This is a genomic window from Pseudarthrobacter enclensis (assembly GCF_030811655.1).
GTDB classification, from domain to species: domain Bacteria; phylum Actinomycetota; class Actinomycetes; order Actinomycetales; family Micrococcaceae; genus Arthrobacter; species Arthrobacter enclensis_A.
In genome coordinates this window covers 143223-163526 of record NZ_JAUSRE010000011.1, presented here as the reverse complement: position 1 = coordinate 163526, position 20304 = coordinate 143223, and the positions used below count along the sequence as shown (strand labels likewise).

Below are 20304 nucleotides of genomic sequence, written 5' to 3'. Positions count from 1 at the left end.
GACTGGGGCTCGCCCGTGCGGGGTAATACCCCCGGTTTTTCCTTGGTGGCGCCCCCCCCCCCCCCCCCCCCCCGGGGGGGGGGGGGGGGGGGGGGGGGGGGGGGCCCCCCCCCCCGGGCCCCCCCCCCCACGCCGGTGCGTGTTAAGTTGAAGGGCAGGGGCCCGAACGGATCCGCCACCAGCTGGGAAAAGAGAACATCTCCTTGGACACTTCCGCGCCAGTACGAATCCTGACCGTCTGCACCGGAAACATCTGCCGGTCGCCGGTGGCCGAACGGCTGCTGCAGGCAGGACTGGACCAGGTGGTGCCGGGTGGTTTCCACGTGGCCAGCGCCGGCACCCGCGCCATGGTGGGCGAGCCCATGCAGCCCATTTCCGCGGACATAGTGCGGACCTACGGCGGCAGCCCGGACGGCTTCGCTGCGCGGCAGCTCACGCCAAAGATCCTGCGCGGCGTGGACCTGGTGCTGACCATGACGTCCGGGCACCGCGGCGAGGTCCTCCAGCTGGACGCCTCCCTGCTCAAACGCACGTTCACCATCCGCGAGTTCGCACGCATGCTCGATGTCCTGGGCCAGCGCGCCGCCGAGGCCTCAGGCGCCCAGGAGACCCGCGAAGCTGCCGACGGACAGCGGGGGGCCTTGGCGGGGAGCCGGGGCGCCGCCGTCGTACCTTCCCAAGCCAACGCGTCCGACGGCGACCACCTGCTGGCTGCCAACGCCGCCCTATGGCGCGGCTTGCCGGCGCGGGCCGCCGGGGTACGGCACCTCTCCCTTCCGGCCGACCCGGCCGACAACGACATCGTGGACCCCTACCGCCGAGCGCCCGAGGTCTATCGGGACATGGAGGACCAACTGGCTCCGGCGATCGTCTCCATCCTGCGCCATGCCCGCCTCAACGCCCCTGCCAGGACTGAAACCGGCAGGTGACGGTTTGGATACTCCTGTAGCCAACCGGGTGCTGCCCGACGCAGACTGATCCCACCAATCACAATGAGGTGGAGGCGTCATGAGCATTCCAGGCGGTTCTGATCCATCCGGGCCCGGCGGCGCCGGCGATCCCGGTTCCGGGCCCACCGGCGCATCCGGCCACCGGCCTGCCTGGATGGCGGCCCTGGGACGCAGGCGCTGGATTGCCGCCCTGCTGGCGCTGGTGGTCCTCGCGGCCGCCGGCGTGGCAATCTTCAGCCTCAACCGCGCGGACAAGGAAGCGCAACCGGCAGCCACCCAGACGCAGTCGCCCAGCGCCACGCCCACTCCCACGCCGTCCGCAACTCCCCCGCCCCCACCGCCACCGCCTGCACCTATCCCCGAACTGCCCGCCACGGAGATGAACATCCTGGTCATTGGCAGCGACAGCCGCGACAACGCCCGCGATCAGGCCGCCCACACTGCGCAGACCGGCGAAGCCTCCGACCAGCGCTCGGACGCCCTCATGCTGGTCCATGTGCCCGCGGACCGGCACACCCTCTACGTCATCTCGATCATGCGTGACCTGTGGGTGGACGTCCCCGGCGTGGGCGGCTCAAAGATCAACGCAGCCCTGCAGTACGGCGGCATCGACCTGACCACGCAGACCGTGCAGCAACTGCTGGGCATCACCATCGACCACACGCTGATGCTCGACTTCAACGGCTTCAAGGCACTGACGGACGGCCTGGGCGGCATCGACGTCAACGTCCCGTTCGCTTTCCAGTCCACCATCGAAACCCAGCACTCCTTCACGCAGGGGATCAACCACCTGGACGGTCAGGCCGCGCTGGAGTTCAGCCGCGAGCGCTACGCTTTCACCGACGGCGACTTCCAGCGGGTCCAGAACCAGCGCACCATGCTCCGGGCCATCTTGGCCCGGCTCACCGCCGGCGGCGCCCTGAACGACGTCAACGCCGTCCGCTCGCTGGTGGACTACGCCGCCTGCTGCCTCACCGTGGACAAGGGCTTCGATCCCGTCCAGGCCGCGATCCTCGCCTACAGCCTGCGCAACCTGGACGTGAACGCGATCGGCACCATGACGCTGCCCACGGCCGGAACGGGAATGGTGGCGGGCCAGTCGGTGGTGTTCCCGGATTACGGCGGCATCAACGCGGTGGGCGCCGCGCTGAGGGAGGGACGGATCGCCGATTTCGCCGTGCCGTAGCGCTGGTGGAGGAGGCGGCGGTGACGCGCCCATTTTCTCGCGACGCGCATATTCCCTGACGCGGCGGTATTCGGCGTGCGCCGCTGACTTTGCGGGTCCCGGAGTGCTTCGCGCGTCGAAACTTCCCTGATACCGCGAAGTTTAGCCCCGGCTTACCTCCGGTTCACCGACAGGATGATGTTTGTGCGTCCGCTGCGGGAACCCTGAGGGCATGACCTCCAACCTTCATGTTTCACGCCGCACCGTCGTCAAGGGCTCAGTCCTGGCCGCCGCCCTGGCCTCCGTCCCCGCCGCAGCCCAGGCAAGCCAGGCCACTCCCTCCGGCGTCGCGCTGGTGCGCAACCGGCTCACCCTGCCCAGCGGCATCGCCACCGGCGACGTCACCTCCGACTCGGCCGTGCTGTGGTCCCGGGCCTCGGGCGCCGGCCGGATGACGGCGGTCCTGCGTGCGGTGGACGACGGCGGGGAGGTGCTGCGCGGGCGCGGCGCCTTTGAGCGGGTCCTCCGCGGCCCCCGCGCCACCCAGGCTTCGGACTTCACCGCCAAGATCCACGCCGGGAACCTCCCGTCCAACACCAGGTTCGCCCTGGAGATCAGCTTCGAGGACGACGGCGGCGCGGCCAGTGAGACGGTCCGCGGCAGCTTCCGGACGGCCCCCGACGCCGGCACGGTCAACGGCAAGGGACGCACCGGTGCCACGGGCAACGGTGGCGACATCCCGGCGTCGTCAGGGCAAAGCTTCGTGTGGACGGGCGACACTGCCGGGCAGGGATGGGGGATTAACGAGGAGATCGGCGGCATGCGCGGCTACCGGGCGATGCACCAGACCCGTCCGGACTTCTTCATCCACTCCGGCGACACCATCTACGCGGACGGGCCCATCGCCGAATCGGTGGTGGAAAAGGACGGCCAGGTGTGGCGCAACCTGGTGACCCCGGAGGTCTCCAAGGTGGCCGAGACGCTGACCGAGTTCCGCGGCCGGCACCGCTACAACTCCATGGACGTCAACATGCGCGCCCTGTTCGCAGATGTACCGGTGATCGCCCAATGGGATGACCACGAGACCCACAACAACTGGTACCCGGGCCAGATCCTGGACGACTCCCGCTACACCGTGCGTGATGTGAACACCCTCGCCGCCCGCGGCCGGCAGGCATGGCAGGAGAACATGCCCATCGCGGACAGCTCCGCCATCTGGCGCCCGGGAACGTTCGACGACGCCGGCCAGTACCAGCCGGCCCGGATCTACCGGAAGATTTCCCGCGGCCCGCAGCTGGACATCTTCTGCCTGGACATGCGCACGTACAAGTCGCCCAACACCGATGGCAAGGAACCCTACGCCACCGCCATCCTGGGCCAGGAACAGGTGGACTGGCTGGTCAGCGAGGTCTCCAAGTCCAAGGCGACCTGGAAGGTCATCGCCAACGACCTCCCGCTGGGCGTGGTGGTCCCGGACGGCCCGGTGAACGAGGAGAGCGTTTCCAACCGCGACGACGGCGCCCCCTTGGGCCGTGAGCTGGAGCTCGCCGGGGTGCTGAGCGCGTTCAAGCGCAACGGAGTGAAGAACACTGTGTGGCTGACCGCGGACGTGCACTACTGCGCAGCCCACCACTACTCCCCGGAGCGCGCCGCCTTCACCGACTTTGATCCGTTCTGGGAGTTCGTGGCCGGCCCCATCGCCGCCGGCTCCTTTGGCCCCAACAGCATGGACGGCACGTTCGGCCCCGAGGTGGTGTTCTCCAAGACAGGGCGCTTTGCCGGCGAGTCCCCGCGCGACGGCGAAAACCAGTTCTTCGGCCACGTCCAGCTGGGCGAAGACAACAGCTTCACGGTGAGCCTCCGCAACGCCAACGGGGCCACGGTGTTCTCCAAGGTCCTGACGCCCGAACGGTAGGTCGGGTCCGAGCCACTTTCTGTAGCCATCGCGACGGCGGCGCGCGCACCTGGGGTGTGCGGCCGCCGTCGTCCGTTATTTTCCGCCGCCGCCTGGGTACGCCGTTGGTAGTGTTCCTGCATTCGGCACGGCATCCGGCACGGTTAGGTGAACGGCGAGGACGGGGTGGTTTTTTGACGGGCGGATCTTCGAACGACGACGGACTGACCGAAGCGGTCCAGGAGGCCGGGGCGGTGGAGCTGCTGCTCATCCGGCATGGGGAGAGCGAAGGCAACGTAGCGGCCACGGAAGCCCGCGAGGCCGGCGTGGAGGTCATCCAGGTTCCCGCCCGCGACGCCGACGTGGACCTGTCCGGAACCGGCAGGGACCAGGCCAAGGCACTGGGTACGGCGCTGGCGCGGACTGCCAGGGAGCTCCGCCCTGACGCGGTGGTGTCCTCCCCCTACGCGCGGGCCCGGCAGACGGCTGAGATTGCGGTGGAAACGGCGGGCTGGCCGCTCCAGGTGACCATCGACGAGCGGCTGCGGGACCGCGAGCTGGGCATCCTGGACCGGCTCACCCGGCTGGGCGTGGAGAACCGCTACCCGGAGGAATCCGAGCGCCGGGAGTGGCTTGGGAAGCTGTACTACCGGCCGCCGGGAGGGGAATCCTGGGCGGATGTGGCGCTGCGGCTGCGGTCCGTGCTGGCGGAACTGAACAATCTGGGCACCGGCCACCGGGTGATGCTGGTGTGCCACGACGCCGTGATCATGCTGTTCCGGTACGTGCTGGAAGGACTCAGTGAGAAGGAACTGCTGGACCTTGCAGCCCGGGAGGCGATCCTCAATGCCTCGGTGACCCGGTTCGTCCGTCCCTCCGGCGTCGGCCCCTGGACACTGGAGAGTTTCAATGTGGCCGATCACCTGGCGGAGCAGGGCGTCACCGTCACCCAGCATGCGGGAGATACCAATGTCCGGCCGCGGTGATGCTTCCGGCGCAACCCTGGTGACACCGTCGCTCCTGCGGGAGTGGCCGCTGCCGGCGCCGGGCGCGGATAAGTATTCCCGCGGCTCGGTACTGGTGGTCGGCGGAGCCCGCGCCACCCCCGGCGCGGCCCTGCTGGCCGGCACAACGGCCCTGCGTGCCGGGGCCGGGAAACTCACGCTGGCGGTGGCAGAGTCCGTTTCCGTGCAGCTCGGGGTGGCGCTGCCGGAGTGCGGTTCCATCGGGCTCCCCGAGACCGCCGGCGGCTCAGTCAAGGCGGACCTGGACCCCATGTCCTCCTACCTGGACCGGGCGGACACCGTCCTGGTGGGACCGGGCCTGGATGATCCCGACCTTGCAGGGGAACTGCTTGAAGCAATGCTCAAGCGCGAGGCCAGCGGTGGACCCGGCGGTCCCCGCGGCTCCGGCGGCGACGCTGGGGGCGCAGGAGGCGCCGCCGTCGTCCTCGATGCCTACGCCCTGGGCGCCCTGGTGCCGCTGGAGGACCAGCTGAACCCCTGGCGCGGCCGGTTGATCCTCACCCCGAATCCCACTGAAGCGGCGATCCTGCTGGGCCGGGACGTGGACGACCTCGAAAAAGACCTGCCCGAGATTTCCGAACGGTACGGCGCCGTGGTCAGCTGCCAGGGGCTGATCACCCAGCCGCCCGGACCGGACCCGGATGAGCCCGCGCTGTGGAAGATCACCACGGGATACGGCGGACTGGGCACCTCCGGCAGCGGCGACGTCCTGGCCGGAGCCATCGCAGGGCTCCGGGCCCGCGGAACCACCGGTGCCCAGGCTGCGTGCTGGGGAACCCACCTGCACGCAGCCGCGGCAGACCGTCTGGCCATTCGGCTGGGCCCGCTGGGATTCCTGGCCCGCGAACTTGCCGACGAACTGCCGGCGCTCATGCTGGAATTCAGCGTCTGACATACGGGCCGGGCTCGCTTAAGCGCGGACGGCCCCGGCCGAAGCCGGGGCCGCCGTGTCGGAAGGTTAAGGCCTTAGCTGCCGATGCGCTGTCTGGCGCTGTGGCGTGCACAGAATGGCGATTCGCCCCAAAAAGGCAGTCAACAGATCTGCCCGCCTTCCGAGCCTGTGTGAAGCTAAGCGGCGATTTCCTGCTTTGCCCCCTTGGTTTCGATCTCAATCTTGCGCGGCTTGGCCTTTTCGGCGACCGGGATCCGCAGCGTCAGGACGCCAGCGTCGTAGCTGGCCTTCACATGCTCGGTGTCCAGCGTGTCACCGAGGATCAGCTGGCGGCTGAAGATGCCGCGCGGCCGCTCAGCGGCAATGAGTTCGGTGTCCTTGCCCATGGGATCAGGGCGCTCGGCCCGCACCGTCAGGACATTCCGTTCAACATCCAGGTCCACCGAATCCACCTTCACGCCAGGCAAATCAAAGGCCACGACGAACTCCTGGTCCTCACGCCATGCATCCATTGGCATTGCCGCCGGGCGAGCAGCGGTGCCGAGGACCTGCTGGGCCAGCCTGTCCAGCTCGCGGAAGGGATCGGTTCGCATCAACATGGCTTCCCTCCTCGTAAGAGACGGTCCAACACAATTTCCCTATCAACCGATCTATAGTGGCTGATATAGATTTTTTAGCACTGGCGAAGCAGGTCCGCAAGGGTCTGCGGGACGGATTTCTTAAGATTTTCCGCTCCTCCCAGGACAGCGAAAAGGGGCCTTCCACCCCTGCCTGTGCAGCGGTGGAAGCCCCCTTCGCGGGTTCGCGGTTCAGTCCCGCGTGGGGTCCGGGCGCAACGGGGCCGGACCCGGATCCGGCACGGGCAGCGGACCTGGGGCCGGCGGTGCCGGGAACGGATTGGGGGACGGCGGCCCTGGGGGCCGTGGCTGCGTGGGGTCCGGGGACGTGGGCTCCGGGCCGGGATCCGGCGGAAACGGCTCTGGTTCGTGCACTGGCGGGATGGTCATGGAACTTCCCCTCTCACACTGGGCGTATGTGCCTTGAACTGACCAGACTACGCTTGCCGTCCGCCCGCAACCACCCTCCAGTCCCCGGCCACGCCCACCAGCCGGAGCCAGTGGTGCAACCGGTCTGCGTCCGCGTCCCCGCAGCGGAACCCCACGTACCCGTCGGGACGTACGGCGACCACCCCGCGGCCGGGATGGCTGGTGAGCCGGTGGACGTGGAGCAGCTGCCCCTGCAACCGTGCCTGTTCCCCCGTGACCGGCACGGTGGGGGCTACGCCCAGGGTGACCGGGCCGGCGTCGCGCTCCAGGAAGAGGTGGATCCCCGGCCCGGCGGTGAGGTCGTGAAGGCGCGTGGGCCGGCCGCCCACCGCAGCCGGCGCATCCGGCAGCCGTTCCCCCGGCCGCGGCCATCCGCCGGCCCGGGGCGGACCGTCGACTGAAAGGGGGCTGCTCCAGTAGTGCACGAACGGCTGGGCCAGCAGCCGGATCCCCTTGGACGTCAGCCACCGCTGCCGGAGCACCAGCGGCAGTGCCGGAGCAAGCGCCGGCAGGATACTGCGCGCAAGGCGCGCCACGGGATGGGGCGAGGCCTCCCAAAAGAAGATGACGTGTGTCAGGGCCAGCACCCGCCGGGCGGCAGGCCGCCGCTCCTGCCCATAGCTCTCGAGAAGCTCCGGGAGTGGCCTGCCTGCCGTCGAGGCGAACCCGAGCTTCCAGCCGAGGTTGAGGGCGTCGAGAATGCCGTTGTTCATGCCCTGGCCGCCGGCCGGCGAATGGGCGTGCGCGGCGTCACCGGCCAGGAAGACGGGATCCTTTCCGAATGTACTGGCGATCCGGTGCTGCAGCGGCACCTGCGCCGACCACCGCACCCCGCGGACAACGGCGCCCAGCCCGGAATTATGCACCAGGCGCACCACCTCCTCCCCGGGGACGGCCGGGCCCAGCTGGCCAAAACGGGCACCGGGCGGCGGCACCGCCGGCCGGGTGGCCAGCATCCGCCACGCGGCCCCCTCCCCCAGCGCGAACAGGAAGACCAGCCCGGCGCTGCCCACCGCAACGTGCAGCAGCCCTGCGTCCAGGGGGCCGTCCAGTTCGAGGTCGGCCATGACTGCATCCACCCCATACGGGCCGCCGCGCCACCGGGCCCCGATGAGGCCCGGACCGTGCTGGACTGACCGTCGCAGCCGGCCAGGAACCGGCTGCGGTGCTGCTCCTGCCCACCGTCGGCCCTGTGGAGCTCCGCGTGGACCAGCGCCGGACCGGAAGCCCCAACCCTGTCCCGGTGCAGCCCGTGGAACTGGACACCCCAGTCCACCGGGACGCCGCGGGCCTGCAGCGCCTGCCAGAGAACGTCCTCGACGTCGGCCTGCCGGACCAGGGTCAGGTGCGGGAATGCGGTGTCCGGCAGGTCCGCGTGGCCAAGCAGCGCTTCGACGGTGCGCCGGCCCAAGTGGATGCGCGCCTCGGGGGTGGTGTCCGCACGGCTGAGCAGCTCGTCCGTCACGCCCAGTGGACGGAGCCCCTCCAGCGCCCGGGCATGCAGCATCATCGCCCGGGAGGGCCGGATCCGGTGCTGCCGCCGGTCCACCACCCGCACCGATGCCCCGTGCGCATGGGCCTGGAGGGCGGTGGCGAGGCCGGCGGGACCTGCGCCCACCACCAAGACGTCCGTGTCCGCCGTCGTGCCTTTCCCGGCTGCCATTAGGGGCCGGCCGTCACGGCTGCGTGAGGAGCCGCCACCAGGCGTGGTCGGACTGCGGCAGTCCCTGCATCCGCGCAGGATTGGCCACCACCTCGTCGCGGCGCAGTCCCGGCAGCACCTTGTAACTGATGGACCCGGGAACGCTCACCAGCTCCAGGACGCGCCAGAGGGCTGCAGCGTACCGGTGCGCCCGCTCGGCGCCATCCCATTCGTACAGCCCCCGGTACGCGCCGAACGTGTCGTGGGCGCACCAGAGCTTGGACACGTAACCCGGGAAGCCCACGAAGAGCGGAGTGTTCAGGATGCTTTCCGCTTCGAACAGGCGGTGGGCCCTGCCCCGCACCCACCGCAGTGTGAAGGCCACCACCAGCACGCAGGGCTCGACGGCCTGGCGTTCGACGGCGGTCTCCCGGTACACCCGCGACGTGCTTCCGTCGGCAAACCGCAGCACGCGCCCCACGTTGTCTTTCGGGAGGTGCACCTGCCTGCGGGCCAGCATCACGCAGGACCTGCCCACGCAGCGGGCAACGGCCAGCCAGGCCTGGACCCGGGGAGCCGGTCCGGATTCGACTTTCATGGCGTCTCCTTTCCTCTCAACGCTTCCAGCGTGGCCGCCAGCGGGCCGGGGCCCCAGAGTCCTTCGCCCTTTTCGGCTCCCCCGGTAGCGAACGGCCTGCGGGGTTGCCGGAGGGGGTCTATATATTGAATCCATGACCTCCACTCCCCTGCAGGACTCCACCGGCACTGCCGTCCCGGTTCCCCCGGTTGCCAAGAAGATCCCCACCGAACGCACCCACCACGGCGAAACGTTCGTGGACAATTACGAGTGGCTGCGGGACAAGGAATCACCGGAAGTCGTTGAACACCTGCACGCCGAGAACGCGTACCAGGAAGCCGTCACCGCGCACCAGGAGCCGCTCCGCGAGGCCATCTTCCAGGAGATCAAGGGCCGCACCCAGGAAACGGACCTTTCCGTCCCGCACCGCAAGGACGGCTGGTGGTACTTCAGCCGCTCCGCAAAAGGCAAGGAGTACGGCATCCACTGCCGCGTGAAGGCGCAGGACACCGGCGACAAGGTGGCCGACTGGACTCCGCCGGCCGTTGAGCCCGGCGTGGGGATTCCCGGCGAGGAGATCCTGCTGGACGGCAACGTCGAAGCTGAAGGCAAGCCCTTCTTTTCCGTCGGCGGCACGGCCGTCACCGTCGACGGCAACCTTTACGCCTACGCCGTGGACAACTCCGGCGACGAACGCTTCACGCTCCGGATCAAGGACCTGCGCACCGGCGAACTGCTGCCGGACGTCATCGAAAACATCTTTTACGGGGTTGCGTTCTCCCCGGACGGCACGCGCCTCTTTTACACGGTGGTGGATGAATCCTGGCGGCCCTACCAGGTGAAGGCGCATGTCCTGGGCACCCCCGTGGCAGAGGACGAGGTGGTCTACCAGGAGGACGATCCCGCCATGTGGCTCGGCTTCGAACTCTCCGCCGACCGTCGCCACCTGGTGCTGGGCATCGGGTGCTCGGAATACAGCGAAACCCGGCTGCTGCGCTTTGACGACCCCTCCGGAACCATCACCACCGTCATTTCCAGGGACGAGCGCATACTCTATGAAGCCGAGCCCTTCCTGCTCGACGGACAGGAACGCATCCTGCTCACGCACAACCGCGGCGCCATCAATTCCATGGTTTCGCTGGCGGACCCGGCCGGGCTTCACAAGCCGTTGGGCGAACAGGCCTGGCAGACCGTCGTCGAACATTCCCGCGACGTCCGCGTCAACGGCGCCGGCGTCACCGCCACGCACCTCATCGTGTCCATCCGCAAGGACACCATCGAACGCGTCCAGGTGATGGGGCTGGCCGGGCTGGGGACGCCGGCGCAGCAGGCGCCGGTGGAGCCGGCGTTCGACGAAGAGCTCTACACAGCCGGCGTGGGCGGCTCCGACTACGACGCCCCCGTGATCCGGCTGGGCTACACGTCCTACTTCACGCCGTCGCGCATCTACGACTTTGTCCTGCCCACTCCCGAACAGCCAGCCGGCGAATTGCTGCTGCGCAAGGAAAGCCCCGTGCTGGGCGGCTATGACGGCAGCGACTACGTGGCTGCGCGTGAGTGGGCGACCGCCGGTGACGGCACTCGCATCCCGCTCTCCGTCCTCCGGCACAAGGCCGTCAAACAGGATTCGACGGCGGCCGGCCTGGTGTACGGGTACGGTTCCTACGAGATGAGCATGGATCCGGGATTCGGCATTGCCCGCCTCTCCCTGCTGGACCGCGGTGTGGTGTTCGTGATTGCCCACATCCGCGGCGGCGGCGAGCTGGGCCGGCACTGGTATGAGGACGGCAAGAAGCTCACCAAGAAGAACACCTTCACCGACTTTGTGGACGCCACCGACTGGCTTGCAGCCTCCGGCTGGGTGGACCCGTCACGGATCGCGGCCCTGGGCGGTTCGGCCGGCGGCCTGCTGATGGGCGCCGTGGCCAACATGGCGCCGGAGAAGTTCGCTGCCATCGTGGCGCAGGTCCCGTTCGTGGATCCGCTCACCAGCATCCTGGACCCGGACCTGCCGCTGTCCGCGCTGGAGTGGGAGGAGTGGGGCAACCCCATTACGGACCCCCAGGCCTACGCCTACATGAAGTCCTACTCCCCCTACGAGAACGTGCGGGAGGTGGCCTACCCCAAGATTGCCGCGGTCACGTCCTTCAACGACACCCGGGTGCTGTACGTGGAACCGGCGAAGTGGGTGCAGGAGCTGAGGAACAAGACCACGGGGTCCGAACCCATCGTGATGAAGATCGAGATGGACGGCGGCCACGGGGGCGCGTCCGGCCGCTACGTGCAGTGGCGTGAACGGGCCTGGGACTACGCATTCATCGCCGATGCCCTGGGCGCCACCGAACTGCTCCCGGGAGCGGGCGTGAAGTAACCCATCGCCGTACCCGGAAAAGCTAACCATGCTTACTATTGTTGGGCACTTGTTTTCCGCAGGAATACCAGAGGAGCAGGCATGTCACTGAGCAAGGGAACCCGCGTGGAGTGGAACACTTCGCAGGGCAGGACGCACGGCAGGATTGTGGAAAAGAAGACCAGCGACTTCGAACTCGACGGCAATACGCACCGGGCGAGCGAGGATGAGCCGCAGTACGTGGTGGAATCGGGAAAGACCGGGGCGCGTGCAGCGCACAAGGCGTCCGCGCTGACCGAGAAGAAGTAGCGCCATGGCTGCCCAGCATGAGGTGGTGATCATTGGCGGCGGCAACGCAGGGGTGTCGCTGGCGGCACGGCTGGAGCGGTATGGGGTCAAGGACGTTGCGCTGATCGAGCCAAAGGACCACCACCTGTACCAGCCCTTGTTCTCGCACATCGCCGGCGGCCGGGCGCAGGCCCAGGAAGCCATCCGTCCGCAGGAATCGGTAACCCCAAACGGCGTCACCTGGATCCGGGATGCCGCCGTTGATATCGACGCCAATGCCAACACGGTGACGCTGGCGTCCGGGACCCGGGTGGGCTACGGCCAGCTGGTGGTATGCCCGGGGCTGCAGTACGACTGGAACGCGGTGCCCGGCCTCGCCGACGCCGTACATTCCGCCTACGGCGCGTCCCACTACGAGTTCGACCTTGCCCCCAAGGCGTGGACCCTGCTCAGCGGCCTGACCTCCGGCACGGCCATCTTCACCATGCCGGCCGGCCCCATCAAGTGCGGCGGCGCCGCGCAGAAACCCATGTACCTTGCCTGCGACTACTGGCGCGCCCGCGGGGTCCTGGACAAGATCCGGGTGGTGATGGTCCAGCCGTACCCCACCGTCTTCGGTGTTCCTGAAGTGGACCGGGAACTGGACCGCAAAATCGCCGAGTATGGCATCGAACTGCGCACCAACAGCGAACTGGTGGCGGTCAGCCCCTCCGGACGGCGGGCCACCATCCGGGACAACGCCGCGAACACCATTGAGGACCTGACGTACGACGTCCTGAACGCTGTTCCGCCCCAGTCCGCACCGGACTGGCTCAAGGCCACCGACCTGCCGGCCACCGGGGACGCGGGCGGGTTCGTGGAGGTGGACCGGCAGACGCTGCGGCACCTCCGGTATCCCAACGTATGGTCCCTGGGCGACGCCGCCGGCACCACCAACTCCAAGTCCGGCGGCGCGCTGCGCAAGCAGACCAAGGTGGTGGCGAAGAACCTGGTGGCAGCCCGCAAGGGCAAGCCGCTGCGCGCCAAGTACAACGGCTACTCGGTGTGCCCGTTCACGGTCTCCCGGGACACGGTGGTGTTCGCAGAATTCGATGACCGCTACCGGCCCATGCCCACCATCCCGCGCGTGCCCACCTGGAACGAAAGCAAGCTGTCCTGGGTGGTGGACCGGGACCTGTTTCCCAAGATCTACTGGAACCTGATCCTCAAGGGCCGCGCCTAAGGCTGGCTGCAGGACCCGATCCGCCACTCATCGGCAAGGACGGCGTAGACCAGTTCGGTGGCCCACTGCCCTTTGTAGTGCCACTTGTCGATGTGCCGCGCCTCCAGACGCATGCCCAGCCGGGTGCACAACGACGCTGAGGCCGCGTTGAGCTCATCCAGCCGGGCTTCAATCCGGTGCATGCCCAGGTCCTCGAAACCCAGCCGCAGGACGGCCTGGGCGGCCTCCGTTCCGTAGCCCTTGCCCCTGGCTCCGGGGGCCAGCGTCCACCCGACTTCGCCCTGGCCGCGGCCCGGCAGCCACTTGAGCACAACCTCGCCCTGCAGCCCGGGTTCATCGGCGGCCTCGATGGCGAGGGCCACCCAGTCCCCTTCCTTCTCGAAGACAAAGTTGGCGTAGCGGCCCACCCTTTCCATGGACTGGGTGTAGGTCTTTGCCGGGCCGGGAAGGTACCGGGCTGTGTCCGGCAGCGAGTGGTAGGCATGGAACGCATCCAGGTCGCGGCCGTCGAAGCGGCGCAGGACCAGCCGGCGGGTGCGGATGGGCAGGGAAATGGCGGGCATAAGTGTCAGCGGGCGGCCGATACGACGGCGGCCGTCGCCTCCGCGATGGCCAGCTCCTCGTCCGTGGGAACCACCAGGACGGGGATGGCGGAGGACGGCGTGGAAATCACCCGCGGTTCCTTTGACCGCGCCGCGTTCAGCCCGCCGTCGAGCTCGATGCCCAAGGCACCCAGCCGGTCCGCCACCTGTGCCCGGAACTGTTGCGAGTTCTCGCCGATCCCCGCGGTGAACACCAGGGCCTTGGCCCCGCCAACGGCCACGTGGTAGCCGCCGATGTACTTGGCCAGCCGGTAGGACGCGACGGCGAGCGCCATGGAGGCGCGTTCGTCGCCGGCCTCCGAGGCCTCCACCACGGAGCGCATGTCGTTGTTCCCGGCCAGGCCCTTGAGTCCCGATTCGCGGTTCAGCATGGTGTCGATGTCCTCGGGAGACCAGCCGGCCCGGCCCAGGAACACCAGGATGGACGGGTCCAGGTCGCCCGAGCGGGTGCCCATCACCAAACCCTCGAGCGGGGTGAAGCCCATGGAGGTGTCCACGGAGCGTCCGCCGCGGATGGCAGTCACGGAGGCGCCGTTGCCCAGGTGGGCGATGACGGCGTCGAATTCCTCGATGGGGAGGTCCAGCAGCGCGGCCGACCGCCGCGCCACGTACTCGTGGGAGGTGCCGTGGAAGCCGTAGCGGCGGATGCCGTGGTTCGTGTAGAGCTCGTCCGGGACGGCGTAACGCCAGGCGTGCTCGGGCAGGGTGCGGTGGAAGGCGGTGTCGAACACGGCCACCTGCGGCATCTTGGGCCACTTTTTGGTGATGGCGCGGATGCCCAGGACGTTGGCGGGGTTGTGCAGCGGCGCCAGCGGGTTGAGCCGCTCGATCGCGCGGGTAATCTCGTTGTCCACCAGCACGGGCTCGGAGAACCGTTCTCCGCCGTGGACCACCCGGTGCCCCACCGCGCCGAGCTCCAGGTCGCCCAGCTCCTGGTGGATGGCCGCGTCCACCTGCTCCAGTGCCTCCGCATGGTCCCGCGGCCCCACCGGCTCGCCGTCGCCACCGCCGCCGTTGCCCATGCCGATCTTCTCGATCAGTCCCTCGGTGAGGACCGTCCCGGCGGCCACGTCCCTGACCTGGTATTTGAGCGATGATGAACCGGAGTTGATGACGAGCACGAGCATGCGGTGGCCTCCTCAGCCTGGCGTCTGCAGTTCAAACCCCACTATATGTGCCGCTCGCGTCGGCTGATTCCTTGCGGATGACGGCCTGCTGTGCCTATGGTCGGCGGACAAGGCTGGACGACGCCGAGAGGAAAATTCCATGACGAACGAGCCCAATTCGATCGACGAGAACGACCCCACCAACACGGGATCCAGCAGCACCGCCCCGCTCAACGCGCAGCCGGATTCCGGCAGCAAGCACGATCCCACGGGGGTGGAGGGCGCCAACCCGGCCCTGGACGACACCGGCCACCTCAAGGCCGCCGAGACTGGGGAAGCGCCGGAAGCTCCGGAGAACCGGGAAGACCTGGACCTGACCCCACAGGGCCTCTCCGATGAACCGGCCAAGCAGGAGGACCCGGAGAGCCTGGCCAAGCCGGACAACAGCTGACTGTTCCCGCACTAATTCCCCGCACCAAAAGGCCGACGCCGGCACTCCCCCGAGTGCCGGCGTCGGCCTTGATCTGTGGCGGGTTAGGCCCGTGCTGCCTGTCGCTGCCTCGCCAGGTAATCGAAGAGCTGGCGGAGGCCGAAGGTCCATTCCGGCAACTCCTCGCACGGACCCACCGTGTTGACCAGGGCACCCAGGTGGCGGCTGCGGATGGTGACGACATCGCCGCGCTTGTGGGTGAAACCCTGGCCCGCCTCGTCCCGGTCCTGCGTGGGCGCAAACAGGGTCCCCGTAAACAGCGCGAAGCCGTCCGGATACTGGTGGTGCTTACCGTGGGTGGCGGCCACAAGTTCTTCGAAGGGCCTGCTGATGCGGGAGACACTGTTCCGGCCCTCCAGCAGGTACCCGTCCGGGCCGTCCACGCGGAGCAGGATCTCCTCACCGCGCAGCGTCTCCAGGGTGAAGTTCCCGTCGAACAGCCTGATGAACGGCCCCAGCGCGCTCGACGCATTGTTGTCCTTGGCCTTGCCCAGCAGCAGGGCGCTCCTGCCTTCCACGTCGCGAAGGTTCACGTCGTTGCCCAGCGTCGCGCCCACCACGCGCCCGCCGGAGGTGGCAATGAGGACCAGCTCCGGTTCCGGGTTGTTCCAGGACGAAAAGGCCGGGATCCCGATTCCATCGCCGAGTCCCACCGATGACAGGACCGGCGCTTTGGTGAAGACCTCGGGGTCCGGGCCGATCCCCACCTCCAGGTACTGCGACCACAGCCCTTCAGCGATCAGGACCCGCTTGGCTTCGGCCGCCTCCGCGGAGCCGGGCCGCAGGTCGGCCAGGCTTCCGCCCAGGGCACGGCCCACCAGCTCCCGCACCTCAGCAGCCCGGCCGGCATCTCCCGCGCAGCGCTCCTCAATGACCCGCTCGATCATGCTGTCCACGAACGTCACGCCGCAGGCCTTGATGACCTGGAGGTCGATGGGCGCCAGGAGCCTGGGCCCCTCGCTCTCCACCGAAGCGCTCCCGGCCAGGGAGGCGCGGACGACGTCGGCAGTCGCCCAGCGCGGTTCGGCCAGGGTGGGATCCAGCAGGGCAAAGCGGACAGCGGCTGCCGGGTCCGGCAGTTCCATGAGCTCGGCAACGGTGGCGGCCAGCCGCTGCAGGTCGAAGACGGTGCCCCCGCTGACGGCGACCACGCGCGGGCCGCCCGTTTCCACATCCCAGACCCGGCCGATGAGCAGGGCCTGGTCCGCGTCTTCGGGAAGGACAGACCGCACTGCCTCGGACACCGGGCTCATGACTGCCCCTCGTTCCCGGTATCGCGGCTGACGGCACCTTCGGCGGGGTGCTGCCACACGCCGTCGACCCTTTGCGGGACACGCCAGGGGTTGCTGTCCTGCAGTGGCGCGGGCAGCCGCGACGCAGGGAATGACTGGTACGCCACCGGGCGGAGGAAGCGGCGGATGGCCGCCGTCCCCACCGACGTGGTGTTCGAGGTGGTGGCGGGGTAGGGACCGCCGTGGTGCTGGGCGTAGCTGACCGTGACTCCCGTGGGCCAGCCGTTCCACAAAACGCGCCCGCTGATGTCCGCCAGCCGGGCAGCGAGTTCGGAGACGTCGTCGTCCTCCTCGGCCTGGAGGGTGGTGGTCAGCTGCCCTTCCAGCAGCCGTGCCAGCCCGGGCAGCTCAGCCTGGTCCCGGTACTCCACCACCAGGCTGGCGGGGCCGAACATCTCCTGCCGGAGCAGCCCGGGGTCCTTCCGCACCTCCTCCGACGTCGTGTGCAGGACGGTGGGGGCCGGTTCCTCCGCAAAGTCCCCTTCCAGCAGGACCCGTACTCCCCCGCTGTCCCGGAGTGTGGCCACGGCGTCGGCGTAACCGGCGTGCAGGCGGTCGCTGAGCAGCCGTGCGGGAGCGAAGCCTGCAAGCGCTTCCGCCAACTGGCTGCGGATGCCCTCTGCGTCGCCGGCGGGGACGAACAGCAGGCCCGGCTTGGTGCAGAACTGGCCCATCCCCAGGGTGAAGGAGCCGGCGTAGCCGCTGAGGATCTCCGCGCGCCGGGTTGCCCATGCCTTGGGCGCCACGAAGACAGCGTTGATGCCGCCCAGTTCACCGAAGAACGGGATGGGTTCGGGCCGGGCGGCAATCCTGTTGAGCAGGGCACGGCCGCCCGCGGTGGAACCGGTGAAGCCGACCGCCTTGACCAGGGGATGGTCAACCAGGGCCTCACCCGCTTGTCTGCCCGTCACCATGGAGAAGAGGCCCGACGGCGCCCGGGCACCTTCCAGGGCCTCGGTCACCACGCGGGCGGTGCGGGCGGCGAGTTCGCGGTGCGCGTCGTGTGCCTTGTGCACCACGGCGCAGCCGGCTGCCAGTGCCGAGGCGCTGTCCCCGCCCATCACGCTGAAGGCGAAGGGGAAGTTGGAGGCGCCGAAAACCCCCACCACGCCAAGGGGCACGTTGTACCGCCGGAGGTCCGGGCGCGGACCCATGCCCCAGGCGGGGTCGTCGTGGTCAATGGTGGCGTCGAAGTGCTCGCCGCGGCGGATTTCCTCCGCGAACAGCCGCAACTGGAAGACGGTCCGCTTCAGTTCCCCCTCCAGCCGGGCGGTACCCAGGTGGGTTTCGCGGACGGCCGTTTTAACCAGCCCGCGGGCGTCCTGCTCCAGGCCGGCGGCGATAGCTTCGAGCCACCCTGCGCGGATGTCCGGGGTTGCCGGGCGGCCCTGGTCAAAGGCGGCTGCCGCTGCTTCCACGGCGGCGTCCAGGGCACCAGGGGTGGTGGGCCCGGCGGGATGGTCCGTGGCGAGTCCGACGGCGGCATCAGCTCCGGCGGTCATCGGCGGGCTCCGGCAGGGGCCAGGGCTGCGCCGGTAACGGCGGCGCGGTTGCCCACTTCCTGCCATCCGGGGCCGTTGGGGAATTCCCAGTGGGAACGGGAGGCGCTGAACATCTCCGCACCGGTGCCCGGCAGTTCGGGTGCAGCGTAGCGGCCGTTGATGATCCGGACGGGTTCGGCGAAGTGCTCATGCAGGTGGTCCACGAATTCGATCATCCGGTTTTCCTGGCTGCGGCCCAATACTGCGTAGTCGAAGAAGGAGAAGTGCTGGACCAGCTCGCACAGGCCCACGCCTCCTGCGTGCGGGCAGACCGGTACTCCGAATTTGGCGGCCAGCAGCAGGATGGCGATGTTCTCGTTGACGCCGGCCACGCGGGTGGAGTCGAGCTGCAGCACGTCGATTGCGCCTGCCTGGAGCAGCTGCTTGAAGACGATGCGGCTGGCCACGGCTTCACCGGTGGCAACCCGGACGGGTGCCACGCCCTTGCGGATTTCGGCGTGGCCCAGGACGTCGTCGGTACTGGTGGGTTCCTCGATCCAGTAGGGGTTGAACTCTGCCAGCCGGTTGACCCATTGAATTGCTTCGGATACTTCCCACCGCTGGTTGGCGTCGATGGCGATGGGCAGGCCGCCCACGGCTTCGCGGGCCAAGGCCATGCGCCGGCGGTCGTCGTTGATGTCCCCGCCCACTTTGAGCTTGATCATGGAGAATCCGTCAGCCGCGGCCTCCTTGCTCAGCCGGACCAGCTTCTCGTCGCTGTATCCCAGCCAGCCCGGGGAGGTGGTGTAGGCGGGAAAACCGCTGGCCTTGAGTTCGGCGATGCGCTGGGCCTTGCCGTCCTGGCCGGTACGGAGGATTTCGAGGGCTTCCTCCGGGCTGAGGGCGTCGCGGATGTGGGTGAAGTCCACCACGCTGACCAGTTCCTCCGGCGTCATCTCGGCAAGCAGGAGCCACAGTGGCTTGTTGTCCCGGCGGGCGCGAATGTCCCAGAGGGCACTGACCAGGGCGCCGCAGGCCATCTGGGTCACACCCTTCTCGGGGCCAAGCCAGCGCAGCTGGGAGTCGTGGATGAGGAGCCTGGACGCCGCGCCGAGGTCGCCGATCAGCTCGTCGATGTCACGGCCCACCAGCAGGCGGGCGTATGCGTCAATGGCGGCCGTCAGGATTTCGTTGCCGCGGCCGCAGCTGAAGACGAAGCCGTGGCCCTCGTCGCCCGCATCGGTGCGGATGACCACGTAGGCGGCGGAGTAATCAGGGTCTACGTTGACCGCGTCTGAACCGTCGAGCTCAAGGGACGTGGGGAAGCGGACGTCCTGGGTGTTGATGGACGTGATGGAAGGCATGGATCTCAACTTTCGGAGCAGAACTGGAGAAGGGAAAGATTCGATTCCTATACGAATTTCTAAAATCATATAGGACGCGTGATCCAGGTCAAGCCCCCCACGGCCGCAGGCGCTCCAGGAACGCAGCAGCCCCGGCCTTTACGGACCGGGGCTGTTCGCCAATACCTAGGTGATGATGCGCCTGCGCGGCGGCCCACTGTCTTCCAGCGGCGGCAGTTCACCCTCGAAGGCCTGGGCGAACCGGTCGAAGGAGTTTCGGATATGGGTGGTCATGGCTGCCTCGGCCCGCTCTGGATCGCACGCCTCGATCGCTTCCCGAACGGCCGTATGCTCAGCCACGGTAATGGCGCCGTCAACGTCCGCCGGGTACAGCCGGAAGGTGTGCAGGTGGCAGTGGGTCTGCGCGAAGGCATGCCGGACCACAGGGTTGCCGGAGGCGGCGAGGATGGTGTCGTGGAAACGGGTGTCATGGGCTACCAGATCCTGCCGCAGGTCCTTGCTCCGCTTCATGACGGCCCGGAAGCTGCCCAGCTCCTTCTCCAGCGAGCCGGCCGGATTGGCAAGGCGGTCCACGGCAGCCGCCCGGGCTGCCCACGGTTCCACCAGGAGCCGGAACTCAAACAGCGAGCGCAGCTCCGGCAGGTCCAGCAAGGGGGTGGTGCTGTAGCCGCGGCCCGGGTTGTAAACCACCAGGTTGTCGCCCTCAAGCCGCTGCAGCACCTCGCGGACGGGCGTCTGGGACACGCCCAGGCTGCGGGCAACGGCGTCGATGTTGATCCTGGTGCCGGGCGCAATCTCGCCTTCCAGGATGGAGGCACGCATCGCCGAATAGACGTCGGGCACCGCCGCCTTGCCGCGGGAAGTTTCGGACGATTGACGTGGGGGCACGCGGTTACCTCTTGCACTGGGTTGGCTGGC

The 20304-nt window shown here is 68.6% G+C and carries 18 protein-coding genes and 1 pseudogene; 9 read left to right on the top strand and 10 right to left on the bottom strand.

What is annotated here, in order from left to right; all coding sequences use genetic code 11:
* Positions 1-203 precede the first annotated feature (203 nt).
* From J2X98_RS12365 to J2X98_RS12345, 5 genes are all read left to right on the top strand, one after another.
* Entirely contained in the window at positions 204-929 is a 726-nt protein-coding gene (locus J2X98_RS12365) for an arsenate reductase/protein-tyrosine-phosphatase family protein (RefSeq protein WP_307308473.1), read from the top strand.
* Between the two features lie 79 nt (positions 930-1008).
* A complete protein-coding gene (locus J2X98_RS12360) occupies positions 1009-2136 on the top strand; it encodes an LCP family protein (protein ID WP_307308471.1) in 1128 nt (375 codons plus the stop codon).
* A 211-nt stretch (positions 2137-2347) separates the two neighbouring features.
* A complete protein-coding gene (locus J2X98_RS12355; RefSeq protein ID WP_307308468.1) occupies positions 2348-4030 on the top strand; it encodes an alkaline phosphatase D family protein in 1683 nt (560 codons plus the stop codon).
* Positions 4031-4203: 173 nt separating this feature from the next.
* Complete coding sequence (locus J2X98_RS12350; RefSeq protein ID WP_307308465.1) at positions 4204-4995, top strand: histidine phosphatase family protein; 792 nt, start codon at positions 4204-4206, stop codon at positions 4993-4995.
* The gene (locus tag J2X98_RS12345; protein ID WP_307308462.1) at positions 4979-5926 is read left to right on the top strand and encodes an ADP-dependent NAD(P)H-hydrate dehydratase; all 948 of its coding nucleotides are present in this window, start codon (positions 4979-4981) and stop codon (positions 5924-5926) included. Before J2X98_RS12350 ends, J2X98_RS12345 begins: the two co-directional genes overlap by 17 nt.
* A gap of 176 nt (positions 5927-6102) precedes the next feature.
* Here the strand turns inward: J2X98_RS12345 and J2X98_RS12340 are convergent, their stop codons facing one another.
* The 4 genes and pseudogenes from J2X98_RS12340 to J2X98_RS12325 all read right to left on the bottom strand — a co-directional run bounded on the left by J2X98_RS12340 (position 6103) and on the right by J2X98_RS12325 (position 9212).
* The gene (locus J2X98_RS12340; RefSeq protein ID WP_141940300.1) at positions 6103-6525 is read right to left on the bottom strand and encodes an Hsp20/alpha crystallin family protein; all 423 of its coding nucleotides are present in this window, start codon (positions 6523-6525) and stop codon (positions 6103-6105) included.
* 455 nt (positions 6526-6980) lie between these two features.
* The gene (locus J2X98_RS12335; protein ID WP_307308459.1) at positions 6981-8039 is read right to left on the bottom strand and encodes an FAD-dependent monooxygenase; all 1059 of its coding nucleotides are present in this window, start codon (positions 8037-8039) and stop codon (positions 6981-6983) included.
* A 35-nt stretch (positions 8040-8074) separates the two neighbouring features.
* Positions 8075-8635, bottom strand: a pseudogene (locus J2X98_RS22235) (FAD-dependent monooxygenase); the annotation flags it as partial.
* 13 nt (positions 8636-8648) lie between these two features.
* Positions 8649-9212 (bottom strand): hypothetical protein, encoded by a 564-nt coding sequence (locus J2X98_RS12325; protein ID WP_307308456.1) that lies wholly within the window; start codon positions 9210-9212, stop codon positions 8649-8651.
* A 133-nt stretch (positions 9213-9345) separates the two neighbouring features.
* Here J2X98_RS12325 and J2X98_RS12320 point away from each other — a divergent pair, with 133 nt between their 5' ends.
* From J2X98_RS12320 to J2X98_RS12310, 3 genes are all read left to right on the top strand, one after another.
* On the top strand, positions 9346-11562 hold the full coding sequence (locus tag J2X98_RS12320; protein ID WP_307308453.1) for a S9 family peptidase: 2217 nt from the start codon (positions 9346-9348) through the stop codon (positions 11560-11562).
* An 81-nt stretch (positions 11563-11643) separates the two neighbouring features.
* A complete protein-coding gene (locus J2X98_RS12315) occupies positions 11644-11850 on the top strand; it encodes a hypervirulence associated TUDOR domain-containing protein (protein ID WP_307308451.1) in 207 nt (68 codons plus the stop codon).
* A gap of 4 nt (positions 11851-11854) precedes the next feature.
* A complete protein-coding gene (locus J2X98_RS12310) occupies positions 11855-13051 on the top strand; it encodes an NAD(P)/FAD-dependent oxidoreductase (protein WP_307308449.1) in 1197 nt (398 codons plus the stop codon).
* On the opposite strand, the gene J2X98_RS12305 is transcribed toward J2X98_RS12310, so the two are convergent.
* Both J2X98_RS12305 and J2X98_RS12300 read right to left on the bottom strand, forming a co-directional pair.
* Entirely contained in the window at positions 13048-13614 is a 567-nt protein-coding gene (locus J2X98_RS12305) for a GNAT family N-acetyltransferase (protein ID WP_307308447.1), read from the bottom strand. The genes J2X98_RS12310 and J2X98_RS12305 overlap by 4 nt on opposite strands.
* Before the next feature lie 5 nt (positions 13615-13619).
* Positions 13620-14780, bottom strand: a complete 1161-nt coding sequence (locus J2X98_RS12300) for an acetate kinase (RefSeq protein ID WP_307308445.1) — start codon at positions 14778-14780, stop codon at positions 13620-13622.
* A 139-nt stretch (positions 14781-14919) separates the two neighbouring features.
* On the opposite strand from J2X98_RS12300, the gene J2X98_RS12295 reads away from it, so the two are divergent.
* Positions 14920-15210, top strand: a complete 291-nt coding sequence (locus tag J2X98_RS12295; RefSeq protein ID WP_141940292.1) for a hypothetical protein — start codon at positions 14920-14922, stop codon at positions 15208-15210.
* An 83-nt stretch (positions 15211-15293) separates the two neighbouring features.
* Here the strand turns inward: J2X98_RS12295 and J2X98_RS12290 are convergent, their stop codons facing one another.
* The 4 genes from J2X98_RS12290 to J2X98_RS12275 form a co-directional block, all read right to left on the bottom strand.
* A complete protein-coding gene (locus J2X98_RS12290; protein WP_307308442.1) occupies positions 15294-16502 on the bottom strand; it encodes a fumarylacetoacetate hydrolase family protein in 1209 nt (402 codons plus the stop codon).
* Positions 16499-18043: an aldehyde dehydrogenase (NADP(+)) gene (locus J2X98_RS12285; RefSeq protein ID WP_307308440.1), complete on the bottom strand. Its 1545-nt coding sequence runs from the start codon at positions 18041-18043 to the stop codon at positions 16499-16501. Before J2X98_RS12285 ends, J2X98_RS12290 begins: the two co-directional genes overlap by 4 nt.
* Positions 18040-19386, bottom strand: a complete 1347-nt coding sequence (locus J2X98_RS12280; protein WP_307308438.1) for an L-fuconate dehydratase — start codon at positions 19384-19386, stop codon at positions 18040-18042. Before J2X98_RS12280 ends, J2X98_RS12285 begins: the two co-directional genes overlap by 4 nt.
* A gap of 165 nt (positions 19387-19551) precedes the next feature.
* A complete protein-coding gene (locus J2X98_RS12275) occupies positions 19552-20274 on the bottom strand; it encodes a GntR family transcriptional regulator (protein ID WP_307308435.1) in 723 nt (240 codons plus the stop codon).
* Positions 20275-20304: the final 30 nt, after the last annotated feature.

Excerpts from the sequence above, each read along its gene's own strand:
- J2X98_RS12305 (WP_307308447.1), bottom strand. The coding sequence starts at position 13,614 with ATGCCCGCCATTTCCCTGCCCATCCGCACCCGCCGGCTGGTCCTGCGC.
- J2X98_RS12295 (WP_141940292.1), top strand. The coding sequence starts at position 14,920 with ATGACGAACGAGCCCAATTCGATCGACGAGAACGACCCCACCAACACG.
- J2X98_RS12280 (WP_307308438.1), bottom strand. The coding sequence starts at position 19,386 with ATGCCTTCCATCACGTCCATCAACACCCAGGACGTCCGCTTCCCCACG.
- J2X98_RS12310 (WP_307308449.1), top strand. The coding sequence starts at position 11,855 with ATGGCTGCCCAGCATGAGGTGGTGATCATTGGCGGCGGCAACGCAGGG.
- J2X98_RS12325 (WP_307308456.1), bottom strand. The coding sequence starts at position 9,212 with ATGAAAGTCGAATCCGGACCGGCTCCCCGGGTCCAGGCCTGGCTGGCC.
- J2X98_RS12355 (WP_307308468.1), top strand. The coding sequence starts at position 2,348 with ATGACCTCCAACCTTCATGTTTCACGCCGCACCGTCGTCAAGGGCTCA.
- J2X98_RS12335 (WP_307308459.1), bottom strand. The coding sequence starts at position 8,039 with ATGGCCGACCTCGAACTGGACGGCCCCCTGGACGCAGGGCTGCTGCAC.
- J2X98_RS12360 (WP_307308471.1), top strand. The coding sequence starts at position 1,009 with ATGAGCATTCCAGGCGGTTCTGATCCATCCGGGCCCGGCGGCGCCGGC.
- J2X98_RS12320 (WP_307308453.1), top strand. The coding sequence starts at position 9,346 with ATGACCTCCACTCCCCTGCAGGACTCCACCGGCACTGCCGTCCCGGTT.
- J2X98_RS12340 (WP_141940300.1), bottom strand. The coding sequence starts at position 6,525 with ATGTTGATGCGAACCGATCCCTTCCGCGAGCTGGACAGGCTGGCCCAG.
- J2X98_RS12315 (WP_307308451.1), top strand. The coding sequence starts at position 11,644 with ATGTCACTGAGCAAGGGAACCCGCGTGGAGTGGAACACTTCGCAGGGC.
- J2X98_RS12285 (WP_307308440.1), bottom strand. The coding sequence starts at position 18,043 with ATGACCGCCGGAGCTGATGCCGCCGTCGGACTCGCCACGGACCATCCC.
- J2X98_RS12290 (WP_307308442.1), bottom strand. The coding sequence starts at position 16,502 with ATGAGCCCGGTGTCCGAGGCAGTGCGGTCTGTCCTTCCCGAAGACGCG.
- J2X98_RS12345 (WP_307308462.1), top strand. The coding sequence starts at position 4,979 with ATGTCCGGCCGCGGTGATGCTTCCGGCGCAACCCTGGTGACACCGTCG.
- J2X98_RS12300 (WP_307308445.1), bottom strand. The coding sequence starts at position 14,780 with ATGCTCGTGCTCGTCATCAACTCCGGTTCATCATCGCTCAAATACCAG.